General features: G+C 46.2%; 4 protein-coding genes. 1 reads left to right on the forward strand and 3 read right to left on the reverse strand.

From position 1 onward, the window contains the following. The first annotated feature begins 9 nt into the window (after nt 1-9). Nucleotides 10-393: a DUF1987 domain-containing protein gene (locus IPM71_06985; protein QQS52470.1), complete on the forward strand. Its 384-nt coding sequence runs from the start codon at nt 10-12 to the stop codon at nt 391-393. Nucleotides 394-522: 129 nt separating this feature from the next. Here the strand turns inward: IPM71_06985 and IPM71_06990 are convergent, their stop codons facing one another. From IPM71_06990 to IPM71_07000, 3 genes are all read right to left on the reverse strand, one after another. After that, nucleotides 523-1,512, reverse strand: coding sequence for a PorP/SprF family type IX secretion system membrane protein (locus tag IPM71_06990; GenBank protein ID QQS52471.1), 990 nt, complete (start codon nt 1,510-1,512; stop codon nt 523-525). 117 nt (nt 1,513-1,629) lie between these two features. Further along, nucleotides 1,630-18,372, reverse strand: coding sequence for a gliding motility-associated C-terminal domain-containing protein (locus tag IPM71_06995; protein ID QQS52472.1), 16,743 nt, complete (start codon nt 18,370-18,372; stop codon nt 1,630-1,632). Between the two features lie 829 nt (nt 18,373-19,201). Then, nucleotides 19,202-19,921: a M48 family metallopeptidase gene (locus tag IPM71_07000; protein ID QQS52473.1), complete on the reverse strand. Its 720-nt coding sequence runs from the start codon at nt 19,919-19,921 to the stop codon at nt 19,202-19,204. Nucleotides 19,922-20,214 lie beyond the last annotated feature (293 nt).

Consider the following 20,214-nt stretch of genomic DNA (forward strand, 5'->3'; position numbering starts at 1 on the left):
GATTACCGAATGAAAAGTCTTGTTCTGAATACCGAACCCGAATCGCCTTACTACCCCGAGGTTTTCTTTAATGCTGAGACTGGAGTATGCGAAATTTCAGGAGAATCGTACATGGAAGAAGCTTATAAATTCTACCTTCCACTCATAAATTGGATAAAAGAATTTATAATCAGCGAAAAAAAGCCCCTTGAGCTCCATGTGAAGTTAATTTACTTCAATACAAGCTCTTCGCGGTTAATTCTTGATATGCTCGATATTCTCAAAAAATTCCGCGATGAAGGCAACAAGGTCAAGGTTAAGTGGTTCTTCGATTCTGATGATCCGGATGTGAAGGACGAGGTAGAAGATTTTGAGATCGAATCGGGCATGGACATTGAACTCGTTGAAATGTAGCCACCTGCAAATCAGGTATCTTATAAAAACTTTTCAAATAACAATGTATAATTAGGGTGTTGGGTTGACCAACATCCTTTTTTTATGATTATGAGAGTTTGATCTCAATACAACTATAAGGTCATGGCTTCAATAACGCTCCCAGAAACGGTACCTTCGGGTACTGTCGCCTAATTTTAGTGCCACAGCAATTTCGTGACTGCCATAGGACAATTGCGACAATTCATTGAATCCATAATCAAAGGAGTATCCGATATAAAATCGGTTGTATTTAAAGCCCATTAATGCTATCACATCTTTTGTTGTGCGGTAACTCATTCCGAACCAGTACTCGCCAATATAGATAACCCTGAACGAAACTTCGGCAGTTCCCTGTAACTTTTCATTTCCACGGGCAATCATACCTGCTTCATAGCTCCATTCTGTAATGGACCTTATTTTACCTTTGTAAATACCTAAAAAATAATACTGCCTGATTTGTTGCAACTGCTTGTAGTTGGCAGTGACATCGCCAAATTTCACCGGCGATTGAAAGAGGTTGTATACCGAAAACCCAACGTGGTAGGTTGGGGTAGAAAAATCTGCTCCCACTGCAGCATCCGGAGTATAGGTTGATGCTCCCAGGTATCCTGCCAGTGGATCATCGGGGCTTGCAAAAGCAGCTAGTTCTTCGTCGATTCTAAACTGGTTGGCAAGAAAAGACAAACCAAAGGACAATTGCGAATTATACATGGAAATATGGTAAGCATAAGTAGCCGAAAAGGTGGTGCGATTGGCAGCCCCATTGCGGTCTTTCATTAAAAATGTACCTAAACCAACCCTGCCGGAGGTGCCTTTTTTAAAATTTTTAGCACCTGGTTTATTCTTATTAATTAATGGGGTGGTCGATTTCAGAATACGGGTTGAAAGGCTTACCGAATAGGTTTCAGGAGAATATTGATAGCCCAGCCATTGTTTGCGTCCGTTAAAGGAAAGACTCGTCATGCCATCGATGCCAGCCAGCGAAGGATTAATAATAAACTCGTTGAGTACGTACTGACTGAAAATAGGTGCCTGCTGTCCATAACCCAGGTTAGGAATGCTACAAATTATCAATAATATGGTTAAAATTTTTCGCATAAACCACCACAGCTTCTTCCTGCTACCTGGCAAATATTTATAAAAATTTGTGAGTAACAACAATAATAATGGGTTTAGTTATGAAAACGAATGTCTTATTTGATAAAACGGAAGGATTTACTTCACTATTGTTACAATACCGGAAAGTGTTCTTCCCGAATCGTTATTCAGTTGTATAATATAATGGTAAGAATCAACCGGTAAACTTCTTCCGGAATTGTCGGTACCCTTCCAGGCCGATGAACGCGGATAACCTCTTTCCGATTCCCATACTGCTTGTCCCCAGCGGTTGTAGATTTTTACTACCATTTGAGGATAAATAAAGGTTAAATCCATGTCACGGTCAAGCGGGTTGGCAATATCCCAGTCGTCGTTTATCTGGTCGCCGTTTGGCGAAATGGCTGTTGGAATCACAAGGCATGCGGGCAATTCAGCAAGTAAAAAGATAGAGTCGGTAGCAAAACAGCCATTCATATCCGTGACATTCACACGGTAAAGTCCCTCCGTAATTCCGTTTATGGTATTTCCTGTAAAATCGTTGTCGAGCCAGCGGAAAGTATATTCCTCTGTACCTCCAATCGCACTCACTACCATGGTTCCATTGGGTGCATCCGGGCATATTGGCGGAATTCTTTCTTCTCTTACTTCTACTATAAGAAGACTTTCAGGTTCATCCATCTCTACTGCAACTGTGGTTTCGCACAATTTCTTATCACGAATGATCATCTGAAAGGTACCAGCAGGAAGGTCTTCTGCAATATCTCCAGGCAGCGCTTCGCCATCTATCCAATAGCGGTAATTTCCATTGCCACCAATGGCATCGAGCAAAATGTAGCCATCGGAAAAGTCATTACAACTTGGTTCAAACAAAGTAAACTGCTCTACAATGGGTTCAGGTTGTCCTAGCACAAAGGTATCGATATCGACGCATAATTTCGAATCCATAATTTCGACAATGTACGTGCCGGCTGCCGCATTTGTAAGAATAGAATCGCCTTCCACACCATTCCAGCGCACATAGCTAAAGGGGAGGATTGCATCATTTGGTATTACGGTGAGTATGGCATCCGAATCGCCATAACAAGATACCGCTTTCAGGGTGTCCACGTCTATGGTAATAAACGATAAATAAATAATTGTGAAAGAAGTATCGACCTGGCATCCATTCCAGTCGGTCACCACTACCTGGTGGTTCCCAATGTCGAGTGTGGTGCTGGTCTGGTTGGTCGACCCATCGGTCCAAAGGTAATTATAGTGGGTTCCGTCTACGGGCACTCCTCCCTGGGCGGTTACAGTAGCAATACCCAAAGTAGAACATACTTTATCTTCTTTACTGAAAGAAATAATTTCGAGTAAAGTGGGTTGCTGCAAATCGAAACTGTCTGCTATGCTACATAAATTGGCATCGGTAAGCAAGAGCTTATAAATGCCAGCTTCCAGATTCAGCAGCACGCTATCGCCTGCCAATGGTTGATTGTTGAGGGCCCATTGATAAGTGCGCAGTCCTGTACCACCAGAAGTAGAGATGTGTATCTGGCCATCGTTTCCATCGAAACATCCAATCTGAAAACCATGGTAATTCGATAACTGAGCAGAAAGTGACAGCTGATCAGGTTGAATCAATTCAATGGTATCGCGCAATTCGCAACCAATGCTGTCGAATACCGACAATGTATAAGTTCCGGCCACCAGGCTGTCTGCCACAGGAATACTCAAAAGGTTGTTGTGTGCCCACTGATACTCGTAGGTCTGGCCTTCGCCTCCTTCAACCACCACTTCAATACGGCCTGTATTATCGCCAAAACAAAGGTTACGGTCTATCACACGGTCAGACATAAACAGGCTGTCAGGAGCTACAATCTCAATGTCGGTAGTGTCGTAGCAATAGGTATCGCTAATAATAATCCGGTGTGTGCCTTTTGAAAGGTCCGATACGTTTCTGTTGGTGCTGAATGGAATACCATCCTTGCTCCATGAGTAAGTATAAAGCGAGGGTCGTCCACCCACAATGGTATCCAGGGTAATGGATCCATTGGCTGAATCGCTGCACACCACATTCCAATTGCCGCTGTGGTATTCGCTTAGGCTATAATCGGTAAGTTCGAGCCTTTCCGGCTGTGTGATGGTGAAATTGCGGCCACCCGTACAACCCACACTTGAGGTGGCTAATAACATGTAGTTGCCGGCATTGAGTCCTTCCCAGTCAGTACGATTTTCGATAGTACTTCGTGCGCTAACCAGCACTGTATCTGTTTCAATTTTAAACAACTCAAATAGGGTTGTATCCCCAAAGGTAAAATAGGTAGATTGCATTTTACCGTCTGATGCCCCATTGCATGATACATGATAGCCATCATAAGTAGTAAGTGCAAGCACCGGTGCAGGGGCATTGGCACCATAAATAACTGTATCATGGGTGGCCAGGCATCCATTTGTATCCCATACTTGTACCTGGAATACACCTGGGAATACATTGTAAACCGTGTCAGTCACAATAACTGGTAGTCCATTCAATCCATAACGCAGCCACATAGTTGTTGCGAAGCCAATTGTATCTACCCCTTGCAAATAATAAGCTCCTCCCCATTTAGCAGCATAAACAACGCCTTCGGCCACTCCGGCACAACTAATTTCTTCACGTTCCTTAATTATAGTTTGAAAAGGAATTTCGGCCTGAGTAAGGGTATCGTTTTTCGCCACTGTGCATCCAGAAAAGTCGGTAGCACCCATTGTATATATACCTGCAGCCAGGCTGTCGACTTTGTAATAGCTTGTGGTAAGTTGGTCGAAAGGCCAGCTGTCGGAGCCATTAAGGGTATAATTTATAGCGCTATGGTCGAAATTAGAAGGGCCAAAGGCCAGAATACCTCCAGTGGGGAACATGTAGATGGCTCCATTGGCATCGCCATGGCATTTGATCTGGTAGCGTGGGTACTGACGGGCAGTATCGAGCATAACCAATCGGGGAGTGAGTTGCACGATTACCGAATCGGATACGCCGCCGCAGCGGGTATTGCCATTGCCATCGATCAAGTAGGGCGATATGCGCACCACTACCCTTTGGATCGTATCGGAGAGGTTTTCGAGTATTTCACTTACCCTTGAATCCCGAGAAATGTTCGTAACCGGCTGTGAATAGGTAAAGGATACCTGCAACGGGTTATCGGGCACAATCTCATAATTAAATCGTACATCCACTGTGGGGAAAGTAACACTCTGTATAAAAATAGAGTCGAAGTTCAGGTTATTACAAATGGTGTCGGCATAATGGCCGAAGTGCACCCTGGCAGTGGGTTCAAGCCATATATAGGCTGTATCACTTCTGCCAGCACATCGTTCTACATCACTATTGGAATAGCGTGTATAAGGTGTAACCACAAACAGCACAAGCTGGTCGAAGTTGCTGGTGTTGTGCAGGCTATCGGTAATATTGTCGTTGACGGTCAGGTTAGTGTTTGGTCCCGAAACCACCACTACTTCAGGAGGAGCCACAATCGAATAACGGAAACGTACCGGACGGGTCGGCTGGCTCACGGAACTCAGATCGATGAACACCCTGGTATCGTTGCAAATGGTGTCGAATTTCGGTGTCAGGCCTACGCGAGCCAATGGCTCAACCCAGAATTCGACTGTATCAGCCATTCCCGTACATCGCACTAAACCGGCTCCAGTTACTGTATATGGTGTAACAATAAACCGTATTCTCTGCGCTTCGTCGCTGTTGTTAACAATTCTGTTAGTGACCAGGTCGTTTTTATAAAAGCCAATGCTGTCAGTTAGGTAAGTTACAGTGACGCTATCAGGGTTATCGATGACAACCGAATAATCGAAACGTACCGGCCAAATCGGCTTGCTCACACTGGTAATGATAAATTCGGCCAGATCGCCGCTGCAAATGGTATCGCCTTGGGGAACCACTATTACTTTTGGCGTTGGCTCTACCCAAATAAGGGCTGTATCATTCAAACCACTACAATGCTCATTGCCCAGTGCATCGAGAATGTAAGGTGTAACAATAAAATGAACCAACTGAGCTGTATCGGAAAGATTGATGAGGGAATCGGAAATAACATAGCCTTCTGGTAAACCGGCAATTGCCCCATTGATCACCACATTCACACTATCCGGATTTTCTTCTATAACCTGGTACCGAAACAAAACCGGGTACATCGACTGGGTAGGCGTTGTAAGGCGAATAAAGGTTTCGCCCGGGTTACACAAGGTGTCGGCCTGAGGTTGAAGGAGCACTTTAGGCGAAGGTTCTACCCAAATATAGGCCGTATCGTTATCACCATTGACACATTGGATTGCTCCATTGTTACCGGTTGTGTAGGGTGTAACAATAAACCTTACCAATTGGGCTGTGTCAGACAAGTTTTCGATCTGGTCGGCAATAACAAATCCATTGGCCAGATCGGTGGTATCAGCTGTATATGTTACCACCACACTATCAGGGTAATCGGGACGGGCAGTATAATAAAAACGTATAGGTCTTGTTGGTATACTTATACTGGTAATGGCAATGTTGGTAAAGCCAAGGTTACATAGGGTATCGGCATCGGGCAGTAATTCAATTTTTGGTGTAGGTTCTACCCACAATGTGGTGGTATCGGCCTGGCCAAAGCAGCGCGGAATGGAATCGTCATCGATGGTATAAGGTCTTACCACATATTGGATAACCTGCGCAGTATCGTTAAGGTTGATAAGTTGATCGTTAATTACATCGTTTTTAAACAGGTTGGTATCGGAACCACCCGGTACAACGGTCAGATTAGCGGAATTGTATATCCTTTCAAAACTAAACCGCACAGCTAAGGTAGCCTTTGTTACACTGGTAAGCAGAATGTTGGTGTATTCTTCGTTACACAAGGTGTCGGTCTGGGGTTGAAGGAGTATTTTCGGTGTTGGTTCAACCCAAACTATGGATGTGTCAGGAATACCGGGGCATTTTTCCACACTACCAAATACGTAGGGCGATGCTATGAAGTAAACTTTTTGTGCCGTATCGCTTAGGTTGGTAATGACATCGCGAATATGATAACCCCTTGATACCCCAATTGTATCAGGAGCATTAAAATAGCTGATGCTTACACTGTCGGGGTTCTCCGGTTCTATTCGATATCGGAAAAGCAAGGGGGTTTGCGGTCTGCTGCGGCTGTCGACTAAAATATCCACTGCATCACCGTCGCAAATTGTATCCCCTGATGGTTGCAGTTCGACATAAAGCGAAGGTTCAATCACCACAAAAACCGTATCGTTTTCTCCATTGGCACAATGCTCGCTGCCATTTCCATCGATGGTATATGGCGTGACAACATAACGCACCCGTTGTGCAGTATCGGAAAGGTTCACCAACCTATCATGAATGACATCCCCATTCAGACGGTCTGAGTTGCCATTGACATCCGGAGATATAACAACTTCAAGAGGGAAATCAGGTTCTGCTATATACCTGAATCTTATGGGTCGGGTTGGACCACTTTGACTATAGAGTGTAAAGGCTGTTTCGTCACCGTTACAAATGGTATCAAATTCGGGTGTAACAATAACCTTTGGCGTAGGTTCTACCCATATGCGAGCCGTATCGTTAAGGTTGAAGCAACGGTAATTTCCAACAGCATCGACCAGATAAGGAGTTACAATGTATTCGATTAACTGGGCGGTATCGCTCAGATTAATCAGGCTATCGGCTATCTCAAAGCCTTTGGCGAGATTTGTATCCAACCCGCCGGAGACCACTGTCAGACTGTCGCTATCGTATAGGCGGGTATAGCTAAACCGTACTGGCAGGGTAGCCCCTGTGGGACTGGTAATAAAAATACTGGTGCGCACATTGTTGCACAAGGTATCGGCCTGGGGAGACAAAAGAGCTTTCGGGGTGGGTTCGACCCAGATGAAAGTAGTATCCGGGATGCCATAACAGCGAATAGTCACCGAAGGCATCACCGTATAGGACCAAAATACAAAACGAACCATTTGTGCGGTATCGGTGAGGTTATCGAGACGGTCGTTGAGCACCGCTCCATTGACAAGACCAATTGTGTCGGCTGCATAGCTTACAGCAACACTACCCGGATTAAGGGCTTGTGCTGTATAAACAAACCGCACTGGCAAGGTGGGCGATGTAATGCTGTTCAGTAAAATGGATACCTGATCGTTATCACAAATGGTATCGCCGCCAGGCTGTGCCACTACTCTTGGTGTTGGCTCGATCCACACATCGGCTGTATCAGTCATTCCGCCCACACAGCGTTGATTTGTATCGTCATCGACAGTATAAGGTCTTACTACATAACGGATAAGTTGCGCCGTATCACTCAGGTTAATTAGCTGATCGCTTATCAAATCTGTAGTCTGAAGGTTGGTGTCGGCACCCTCTAAAACTTGAATGTTGCCCGCATTGTAAATTCTTTCGAAACTAAAACGCACAGGGTGTGTGGATATAGTCGGACTGATAATCCGGATAGCAGTATAACTGCCATCGCAAAGTGTGTCAATGGCAGGAAGTAAGCTTACCTTTGGTTCTGGTTCTACCCATACATGGGCTGTATCGGGTAATGCAGGGCAGTTCATTATTCCGCTCTCCACAAAAGCTTCTGATACAAACCATACCAGCTGGGCACTATCGCTCAGGTTGGTGAGGGTATCGCGAATGAAGTAGTTTCTTGGTACACTGGCTGTATCGGTTATGTTGTAATAAGCTATGTCTACACTTCCAGGATGCTGCGGCACCACCTTGTAGCGGAAACGCAATTCGCCCGCGGTGCGGCTGGTGCTGGTTACCTGTATATTTACTGCTTCGCCATCGCAAATGGTGTCGCCCGGTGGAACCAATACTGTGTTCAGACTGGGCTCAACCATGACATATACCGTGTCGTTCTGTCCGTTGGTACACTGTTCGATGCCAAATTCATCAATAGTATAAGGTGTAATTACATACCTTACCCGTTGAGAGGTGTCAGAAAGGTTGTCAATCCGGTCGCGGATTATATCATCCCTGAGCCTTCCGGTGTTGCCGTTTACGTCGGTAAATACATCTACCGAATCTGCATTTTCAGGTTCGGCCACATACCGGAAACGAATCGGATAGAAAGGTTCGCTCTCACTGCCCAGTGTAAAGGCTGTTTCATTCCCGTTACAAATGGTGTCGTATTGGGGTGTTACTGTTCCCTTTGGAGTTGGCTCTATCCAGATACGAAGGGTGGTATCAAGTCCTGTACCTGCATCACAGGAGGCCAGTCCCAGACGGGGGTCTTCGATGTATGGGTGGAAGGTGTATTCTATCCATTGTACCGTATCGGTGTAATTGTCTAACTGAAGGGTCAGGTTGGTGTTTTGTCCACTCAGGGTGGTATCGCCCCTTACCGCTGACCCATTGCTGCTGGTAGTGCTTACCGCATACGCCCACCTTCCTGTGGTACCTGCCAGTAAACTATCGAGGGTAAAAGTCACCGTAGCACTGTCGCACACCAGGGTGTCGGGGGTCGATACACTGATGCGTGGTGTGGGGTTAATCCAGATCCGGATAGTAGTGTCGTTCACCACTCCTGCATCACAATCACTAATCACCTGGCTCGGGTTCAGTATCTGCGGGTGGAACCTATAGTCAACCCATTGTACATCATTGGTCGGGTTGAATAAAAGGTCGTTTATGGTTAATACTGTTGTGTCCGTGGCTTCGGTATATCCGCTTACCAAGGCATTGCTGGTGATCACACTCAGGTCGTAAGCCCAGGTGCCTGTGGTCACTCCGTTCGGGTTGGTGAGGATAAAGGCTACTGCAGCTTCGTTGCACAGGGTATCCACATCGGCCGAAACTCCAATGTCCGGTACCGGGTTTACCAAAATATGCACAGCAATCGAATCGCCCGAGCAATGCAAACTGCTGTCGCCCCATATGCTGTGCGGGGTAATCCAGTATACCACACTGGCCGTATCGGCCCCACTGTTGGTAAGTGTTTGCTGAAGGTTTGCAGCAATGGGTAAACCATTGCCTGCACTGTTGACCCAGCCTGTAATGGCCCCACCCGATAAATCGCTTACCCTCCAGGTATAGCGTATGCCATGGTAAGGTACATCGCTGCTTTGTACATCGATGTTGGTGGAACCACCACTGCACAAGGTGTCGTCTATGGCTGTGATGGCAATGGTGGGTTCTACCCAGATATCGGATACGGTTGTCACACCCGGACAGCCAAGTCCGTCATCGTTCTGCACATAGGCAGTGACATAAAACCTCACCTGCTGGGCTACATCACTCAGGTTGATGAGGGTATCTACGATTATCATACCTGTATCAAGGGCCACAGTGCCATTAGGAATAGTGTCGTACCCTACGTATATGGAGGCTGGGTTTACCGGAATAATTTCATAATAAAACCGCAGCGGCTGAGAGGTGATGCTCGTTGAGCTAATTTCTATGTTAACCGGCTCACCACTGCAAATGGTATCTGTGGTTGGGGTGAGTATGGCCACCAGCGCAGGTTCAACCATGATTGAATAATACAAAGTATCGCCTTGACATTGAACAGCATTCAGTCCATCTACCGTATAAGGTACTACTTTGTACACCACCCGCTGAGCGGTATTGCTAGTATTAATCAGTTCATCGCGTATGATCTGGCCAGTTAACAAACCACTGGTAACTCCTGTCGGTGTGATAATGACATCAGCCGGGCTATCGGCCTGGGTAAAATATTCAAACCGAACCGGGTAAAATGGTGCGCTCAACGAAGAAATCAGAATATCTGTGGTATCACCTGCACACAAAGTATCCTTAGTTGTACTCAAGGTAGCTGTGGGTGTTGGCTCTATCCAGATACGAAGGGTGGTATCAAGTCCTGTACCTGCATCGCAGGAGGCCAGTCCCAGACGGGGATCTTCGATGTAGGGGTGGAAGGTGTATTCTATCCATTGTACCGTATCGGTGTAATTGTCTAACTGAAGGGTCAGGTTGGTGTTTTGTCCACTCAGGGTGGTATCGCCCCTTACCGCTGACCCATTGCTGCTGGTAGTGCTTACCGCATACGCCCACCTTCCTGTGGTACCTGCCAGTAAACTATCGAGGGTAAAAGTCACCGTAGCACTGTCGCACACCAGGGTGTCGGGGGTCGATACACTGATGCGTGGTGTGGGGTTAATCCAGATCCGGATAGTAGTGTCGTTCACCACTCCTGCATCACAATCACTAATCACCTGGCTCGGGTTCAGTATCTGCGGGTGGAACCTATAGTCAACCCATTGTACATCATTGGTCGGGTTGAATAAAAGGTCGTTTATGGTTAATACTGTTGTGTCAGTGGCTTCGGTATATCCGCTTACCAAGGCATTGCTGGTGATCACACTCAGGTCGTAAGCCCAGGTGCCTGTGGTCACTCCGTTCGGGTTAGTGAGGATAAAGGATACTGTAGCTTCGTTGCACAGGGTATCCACATCGGCCGAAACTCCAATGTCCGGTACCGGGTTTACCAAAATACGCACAGCAATCGAATCGCCCGAGCAATGCAAACTGCTGTCGCCCCAAATACTGTGCGGGGTAATCCAGTATACCACACTGGCCGTATCGGCCCCACTGTTGGTAAGTGTTTGCTGAAGGTTTGCAGCAATGGGTAAACCATTGCCTGCACTGTTGACCCAGCCTGTAATGGCCCCACCCGATAAATCGCTTACCCTCCAGGTATAGCGTATGCCATGGTAAGGTACATCGCTGCTTTGTACATCGATGTTGGTGGAACCACCACTGCACAAGGTATCGTCTATGGCTGTAATGGCAATGGTGGGTTCTACCCAGATAACCATATTATCAGAGGTGCCCGGGCAACCCGATCCGCCTCCACCTACTCCTGTAACATAGGGACTGACCACTAAGACAGCCCGCTGAGCAACTGAACTACTGTTAATAAGCGTGTCTTTTACTACACTGTCTTTACGCATGCTGGCGGTATCGCCGGCATAACCCACATGCAGCAGCAGTGGATTGTCGGGTAGAATTTCGTAGCGGAAACGAAGGTTTTCAAATTCGTTCGGACTAGCGATGGTAATATTAGTTATTTCGTTGTTGCAAATAGTATCACCTTCAGGAACCAAAGCCGACAAGCCAGGTACTACCCAGAAATACAAGATAGTATCGGCAGCTGGATAGGTACAAAGCTCGAACAATTCGGGAGTGAATGCAATGGCTATCAGCCTTGCAGTGTCTCCTCCATTTAAAAACTGTTGGTTAAACAAAAAGTCGCCATTGGCAGGGTACACCACACCTCCGTCGGAATAACCTGTTATATCGGGGTGGGCAGTGATTGTCCAATTGTAGGAAGTAGAATCGGTATTGGAGTTCAAATTTACTTCTACCGATTCGCCTGAACACAAAATAGTATCGCTTATGCGGGTAGCAGTAATCACAGGTTCCACATCGTAACCAGTAACCGTTACATTGGTAACTCCTGTGCCACTGTTTCCGGAAGCATCGGTCACGGTAAGGGTAACTGGTATTACTGAACCAATGTCGTTGCAACGGAAGGTGTCGATGTCGATGCTGCGCGAAACAATAAGGCCGCAATTGTCAAAGCTACCATTGTCGATGTCGAGGGTATCAATTACTGCTATGCCGGTGGCCAGACTAATGGTAAGGTTGAAAGGGGGTTGAGTGAGGACGGTTGGGATCTCAGAATCATTTATGGTGACAGTGAAACTACAGGTGTTGCTGTTACCTACTGCATCCTGGATTGTATAACTAACTGTGGTAACGCCTACATTAAAGGTTTGTCCCGAGGCATCGTTGATACCCGTTGCTGCTGAATTGCCTGTTGTTGCCCCTGCCAATGCCCAGGTCTGCAAAACAACACCACAATTGTCGTTGGTTGGCGCCAATGGCTCAATTCCATTTACAACTGCTGAACACAAACCTGCATCATTATTTTGCAATACATCAATTGGACAGGTAATAGTAGGAGGTGTATTGTCAATAGCTGTTAAGGTTTGAACAACATCAATAAAGTTTCCACAATTATCAGTAATACGATACGTACGGGTCACTATATATGGATCTAATGTCGAACCTTCACCACCATTATCAGAATCACTCACAAAAGAAACTAAAGGAAATGGATCACAATTATCAGCCTCGTCAACAACAACCGTAATGTCGGGTAAAGGAATATTTGCTATACATTGAACATTAATTGAAGCTGGATTTGAAGCGGTTGGTGGGGTATTATCTGTTAAAGTAATTACCTGCGTATAAACTGCGCTAACATTACCACAATCGTCCGTCACTGTCCAGGTGTTGGTATAGGTGCCTGCATTGCCACAGGTTCCTGCCACAAATGCTCCGCTTGTTTTTACGATATTCGTTACGTCTGCATCGCAGTTATCGCTTGCCACAGGAAACAAAGCCTGGGCTGCTGCGATGCCTGGCGCATCACTGCATTCCAATGTCGCATTCAGAGCGCCGGCCGCTGTGGTCCAGGTGGGTACTGTATTGTCGGTTATTGTAATTACCTGCGTATAAACTGCGCTAACATTACCACAATCGTCCGTCACTGTCCAGGTGTTGGTATAGGTGCCTGCATTGCCACAGGTTCCTGCCACAAATGCTCCGCTTGTTTTTACGATATTCGTTACGTCTGCATCGCAGTTATCGCTTGCCACTGGAAACAAAGCCTGGGCCGTTGCAATGCCTGCTGCATCACTGCATTCCAATGTCGCATTCAGAGCGCCAGCCGCTGTTGTCCAGGTGGGTACTGTATTGTCGGTTATTGTAATTACCTGCGTATAAACTGCGCTAACATTGCCACAATCGTCCGTCACTGTCCAGGTGTTGGTATAGGTGCCTGCATTGCCACAGGATCCTGCTACAAATGCCCCGCTTGTTTTTACGATATTCGTTACGTCTGCATCGCAGTTATCGCTTGCCACTGGAAACAAAGCCTGGGCCGTTGCAATGCCTGCTGCATCACTGCATTCCAATGTCGCATTCAGAGCGCCAGCCGCGGTGGTCCAGGTGGGTACTGTATTGTCGGTAATGGTAATTACCTGCGTATAAACTGCGCTAACATTACCACAATCGTCCGTCACTGTCCAGGTGTTGGTATAGGTGCCTGCATTGCCACAGGTTCCTGCCACAAATGCTCCGCTTGTTTTTACGATATTCGTTACGTCTGCATCGCAGTTATCGCTTGCCACAGGAAACAAAGCCTGGGCTGCTGCGATGCCTGGCGCATCACTGCATTCCAATGTCGCATTCAGAGCGCCGGCCGCTGTGGTCCAGGTGGGTACTGTATTGTCGGTTATTGTAATTACCTGCGTATAAACTGCGCTAACATTACCACAATCGTCCGTCACTGTCCAGGTGTTGGTATAGGTGCCTGCATTGCCACAGGTTCCTGCCACAAATGCTCCGCTTGTTTTTACGATATTCGTTACGTCTGCATCGCAGTTATCGCTTGCCACTGGAAACAAAGCCTGGGCTGCTGCGATGCCTGCTGCATCACTGCATTCCAATGTCGCATTCAGAGCGCCGGCCACTGTGGTCCAGGTGGGTACTGTATTGTCGGTAATTGTTATTACTTGCGTATAAACTGCGCTTACATTGCCACAATCGTCCGTCACTGTCCAGGTGTTGGTATAGGTGCCCGCATTGCCACAGGTTCCAGCTACAAATGCCCCGCTTGTTTTTACGATATTCGTTACGTCTGCATCGCAGTTATCGCTTGCCACTGGAAACAATGCCTGTGCTGTTGCGATGCCTGCTGCATCACTGCATTCCAATGTCGCATTCAGAGCGCCGGCCACTGTGGTCCAGGTGGGTACTGTATTGTCGGTAATTGTTATTACTTGCGTATAAACTGCGCTAACATTGCCACAATCGTCCGTCACTGTCCAGGTGTTGGTATAGGTGCCCGCATTGCCACAGGTTCCAGCTACAAATGCCCCGCTTGTTTTTACGATATTCGTTACGTCTGCATCGCAGTTATCGCTTGCCACTGGAAACAAAGCCTGGGCCGTTGCAATGCCTGCTGCATCACTGCATTCCAATGTCGCATTCAGAGCGCCAGCCGCGGTGGTCCAGGTGGGTACTGTATTGTCGGTAATGGTAATTACCTGCGTATAAACTGCGCTAACATTACCACAATCGTCCGTCACTGTCCAGGTGTTGGTATAGGTGCCTGCATTGCCACAGGTTCCTGCCACAAATGCTCCGCTTGTTTTTACGATATTCGTTACGTCTGCATCGCAGTTATCGCTTGCCACAGGAAACAAAGCCTGGGCTGCTGCGATGCCTGGCGCATCACTGCATTCCAATGTCGCATTCAGAGCGCCGGCCGCTGTGGTCCAGGTGGGTACTGTATTGTCGGTTATTGTAATTACCTGCGTATAAACTGCGCTAACATTACCACAATCGTCCGTCACTGTCCAGGTGTTGGTATAGGTGCCTGCATTGCCACAGGTTCCTGCCACAAATGCTCCGCTTGTTTTTACGATATTCGTTACGTCTGCATCGCAGTTATCGCTTGCCACTGGAAACAAAGCCTGGGCCGTTGCAATGCCTGCTGCATCACTGCATTCCAATGTCGCATTCAGAGCGCCAGCCGCTGTTGTCCAGGTGGGTACTGTATTGTCGGTTATTGTAATTACCTGCGTATAAACTGCGCTAACATTGCCACAATCGTCCGTCACTGTCCAGGTGTTGGTATAGGTGCCTGCATTGCCACAGGATCCTGCTACAAATGCCCCGCTTGTTTTTACGATATTCGTTACGTCTGCATCGCAGTTATCGCTTGCCACTGGAAACAAAGCCTGGGCCGTTGCAATGCCTGCTGCATCACTGCATTCCAATGTCGCATTCAGAGCGCCAGCCGCTGTTGTCCAGGTGGGTACTGTATTGTCGGTTATTGTAATTACCTGCGTATAAACTGCGCTAACATTACCACAATCGTCCGTCACTGTCCAGGTGTTGGTATAGGTGCCCGCATTGCCACAGGTTCCAGCTACAAATGCCCCGCTTGTTTTTACGATATTCGTTACGTCTGCATCGCAGTTATCGCTTGCCACAGGAAACAAAGCCTGGGCCGTTGCAATGCCTGCTGCATCACTGCATTCCAATGTCGCATTCAGAGCGCCAGCGGCTGTTGTCCAGGTGGGTGCTGTATTGTCGTCTACATTGATGGTCTGGTTGCATGAGCTGGAATTTCCGGCAGCATCGAATATTGTCCAGGTGCGGGTTACCACGATTAGACAGGTTCCGACTGCCACATCAATATAGGTTACAGAAGTGATACCGCAGACATCACTGGCAACTCCCTGGTTGGTTGCATTTTCAAATTCTGCTTCAGAAGAATTGGCTGTAATGGCTGAAAATACAGGCCCTGAGATGGCTGCTGTTCCACATCCCTCGATATTTCTGGTAATAGCGCAGGTCGTAATCACCGGATCTACTCCATCCAACCCCAAACTTACCGTATTGAAAGTGGCATTACCTGCACAAATATTATCCACCACGCAATAGTAACTTCCTACATCCCCGGCATCGATGCTGCTAAGCGTAAGGGTATTGCTTGTGGCACCTGAAATGCCTGGGCCATTACTTAATGCTAAATCTGGGCTACCTGTTTTGTACCATTGATAACTCAGAGTTCCCCCACCAGTGGCAATAACAGAAAAATTTACAGTGCTTCCCGGACATTGATCGGACAAGCTTGCCGGCTGGTCGCCAATAACAGGTACCACACAAACCGGATGCCCGCAGCCAAATTCTACAGCAGTAGCTGTATTAATATTGCGCCCAGTGATGCCGGTGCGGTTTACCACCGGCGGCACAGCGGGTGCATGGTTGCCTTCCACAGGATTGTCCCAATCATTGCCTACGGAGCGGGTAATTAACCGGGTGTTGGCATCTATCACATAGTCATTAAAACCGGTGGCATTGAGGCTGAGGTCGTAATCGGTAGCAGAAAAACTGTTTTTACCCAGCAACGACCAGTAACCTTCTGTAAACTGGTGATAGATGGTAGAAGCCCCATCGGTAACAGGAAGCCCTCCGGAACCGGGGTCGGTGAGTATGAACCGGGCTACTACAGAGCCGGCACTGCCCAAGGAATTTACATTCAATACCAGCATCTGGCTGGCTGCATCCCCGACAGGAAATTGGTAATTTACAGCAGTGCTGTTGATGGCTCTTTCGAAACGACCGATGATGTAACCTGAGGTATAGGTCCACCCATTATTTACTCCTGATATTGCAGGGTTGGCAAGGTAAAGTGTATGGTCGTTGGTGTTCACCCGGCCTTGCACAAAGCCAATGGAATCGCTTACCTGCACCTCATCATTCAGGTAAAGAAACCCGTTGGATTTGTTGATGACGATATTTTGAAATATTTCTCCTCCGGTATTATTAATGGATTGATTGGCATCTCCATCGAATATTACATTGCCTGAATTGGCATCAGTACCCCCATTATTCCAGTTGCCTGCAAGGTAAACTTTGTTTCCATTTAAATTGAACCATACACCTCCCCCAATACTTACATGGCCATTTACTTCTATCGTGTTGTTTAGTGTTTTTGTTCCGCTTCCATTCAGGTTTAGGTGCCAATAAGCATCGGCAGGGGGTATAATATTCTGGGCGGCTCCTTCGTAGGTGAAGGTGTTGTTACTGTAATTGGCATATAAATTTAACATCCCAAAGACAGTGCCTCTCCAATTCCAGTTAGCACCACTCAGGTTGTAGATGCTTAAATTGTTGGTGGAGCCAAAATCTCCTGTTTGAGTGATTGTTCCGGTATTACGAAAATATGTATTGAAGGTACCATCTCCAAATAAGTCATCGCCAAGGTTTATGGTTCCATTGTTTATGAACTCACAGTTCAGATTGTTCAGTACGATATCATTAGTAACTGTAATTGTACCTGTGTTGTTATTTGTTACAATAATATTTGGATTATCTAGAGTTATACTATTGTTGATTGTAATATTGCCGGAGCCTGATAGTTCGACCTGGCAATTTGTGTTTTCAAGTGTGAGGTAATCTATCTCAAAATACCCGTTGTTAAGAATTGAGTATAAGCTACTGCCATCCGCAATTACTAATCCAGCGCTCATTTGATTGTTCTCATCTAAAGAACCACCGTTTTCAACTTCTAAAGTGCCATTATTGAAAAGAGTTAAAACATCAAATGAGGAGTTCCAACTAATTGTTCCTCCTGTCTCCACTAGCACACTCATTGCCTGGGCTGAGGCATTGTTTATAGAAATAGTATGCGAATTTTGAATAATTACTTCCGTTTCAGAATCTGGAATACATGAACAAGATAATCCCCCAGGGGTAGTAGACCATGCGTTGGTATTACTCCATAGAAAATTCCCTCTGGAATAAAGCACGGTTGGGGTGAATTCTTCAACCAGTACATTATCAAAAGTATAATATTCATCAGTGAAGGAGGTACGAGTATAAATTCTAAGGATCAAGGATGAACCAGAAAGGTTGACACTGCTGGCAACTACAGGGCCAAAATCATCGAAATCTTCAAAAAAAGTTGTTTCAATACCACCATCAATCTGATATGTTGCTCTTAAATAATCGTCAGGATCAAGGCCTGCTCCAGAGGAATTAATGCTAAAACTTATTTTAAAAGGATTTGCCGGTATGGTAATTGCCTCCGTAATCCAAATAAACTCACCAGCAGGATTTGATTGTGAAAAAAATTCAAAAGACTGAACCGAAAAAGTGCCTAGGTTTCCTCCTGATGTATTCACACTCCAGCTACCATCACCCGGATCATTAACTCCGTTGCCATAAGAATTAAAATCTTCAAACCAAATAGTTTGCGAAAAAGAAAGTAAAGATGCCAACAAAAACACTCCCACAAAAACTCCCCTTACCCAACGCAGGTTAAGCGTTGCAGTGGCCCAAGGGGCATGCGCGTGGCGCCGGTATGTGTTGGTTCGGTCCAGTAAGTTGGTTTTAACAGCCCAAGGCAGCCTTTTTAAAGGCCCTGCAAAGGTTTTTCAAATTTACAAAATGCCTTTGGTTTTTGCCGTGTATAAGTTTTGTTTTCTACGGTTTATCACAGGCCAAAGTTCTAATTTACAGCATTTAATTTGTTAAACGAGAAGCAAATGCCTGCATTTTATTCACCATAAGGCAGAATGCGCTCAAATATACTTAGAATGATTCTAAATAAGCTTTGTTTTCCTTAATTTTTTAGTGTGAAGGAGCCATGAAAATTCGCCGGGAGGGTTTTGGGTAATTTAGGATGAATTGAAAACTTTGAAAAGGGGGGTATAAAACTATGTTACTGTCATCGCGAGGAACGAAGCGATCTCCTAACTGTATGAGATTGCTTCGCTCGTTCCTCACTCGCAAAGACGAAATTCAGTGAACTAAACGACATTGGCCACCCTCACCCCTCGTTCCCCTGAAGGGGATGAGCCCCGCACCCAATGCCGGGATGTTACCGTCATCGCGAGGTACGAAGCGATCTCTAAAAGATTGCTTCTCCGCTTAAGGCTGCAAACAGCTTTAAAGTCTTCAAACCTTATTGGCATTTTTAAACCTTAGTAGAGAAAACACAACAGACATAACCAGAACTTATTACCTTATTCATTTGAAACGAAAGTTGAACTCCACTAATCATAATACATAGAAAAACAAGCCGTACAAAAATGAAGGAGTTTCAGGCACCAATATTCTGAACTACCAATACAACAAATGATACTTGTTCAACTGTTTGTCGAGGCGTCGGGCACCGGGCAGGGTTTTTTCGAGCAGGTTCCAAAAACCGGGGCCATGGTTTTTCTCTCGGGTATGGGCCAGCTCGTGTAGCACTACGTAATCGATTAACGCCTGCGGCAAACGCATCAGGTGTATGTTCAGGCTGATGTTGTTGGTGCCCGAGCAACTGCCCCAGCGGCTGGTGTTCAGGCGTACTTTTACTTCGTTCACACTAAAACCATGCTGCTTTGCCAGTGCACGCGTATGCGCCGGAAGGTATTGCTGCGCCTCGAAGCGCAGGGTTTTTAAAATGGCCGAACGGATAAACTCCTGCACCCTCGGGTGTGTGACCTCAACACCAGCCGGATAATACACTACCAGCCATGGACCCGATGCCTCCATCCGGAGAAACTGCCGTTCGTGTGTGCGCAAAACCAGTGTATGCGAATGGGTTGAAAAAACTGTTTCGGGTGTAAATAGTGTGAGCGACTGGCGGGTATGAGCCATGCGTTTCAGGCTGCTGCGTATCCATTGCTCTTTTTCTATCACAAAGTTAATGGCGCGTTCTTCGGTACACTTGCCCGGCACCGATACCTGCACGCCCTTTGCCGGATGCACCCGTATGCGCAGATTGCGTGAACGGGGACTTTGCCGGAACAGCACTTCGCCAAAATCGAACACTATTTTTCGATCGGTTTGCATGGGGTAAAAATGGCAAAAAAGAGTGAAGAATGAAAAAAAAGAAATGAGTTAATGTAGTAATGGGATAATGGGATAATGTGATAATTTGAAAATTTAAAAACGAGGGAATTTGATAATGAATAAGGTGAGAATGATTGAATGTAGCAATGTTAGAATTTGAAGATTTGAAAATGAAAAAGCATTTTCATTCCAGTATGATTTATTAAGCTTGAATTCATATTAATATCAAACAATTGGTCTTTTTTTGATAACAGGCTCTACATACTTCCATACCGGGAACAGCGCGTAGCTCA

Source organism: Bacteroidota bacterium, assembly GCA_016699695.1.
GTDB lineage: Bacteria > Bacteroidota > Bacteroidia > Bacteroidales > UBA10428 > UBA10428.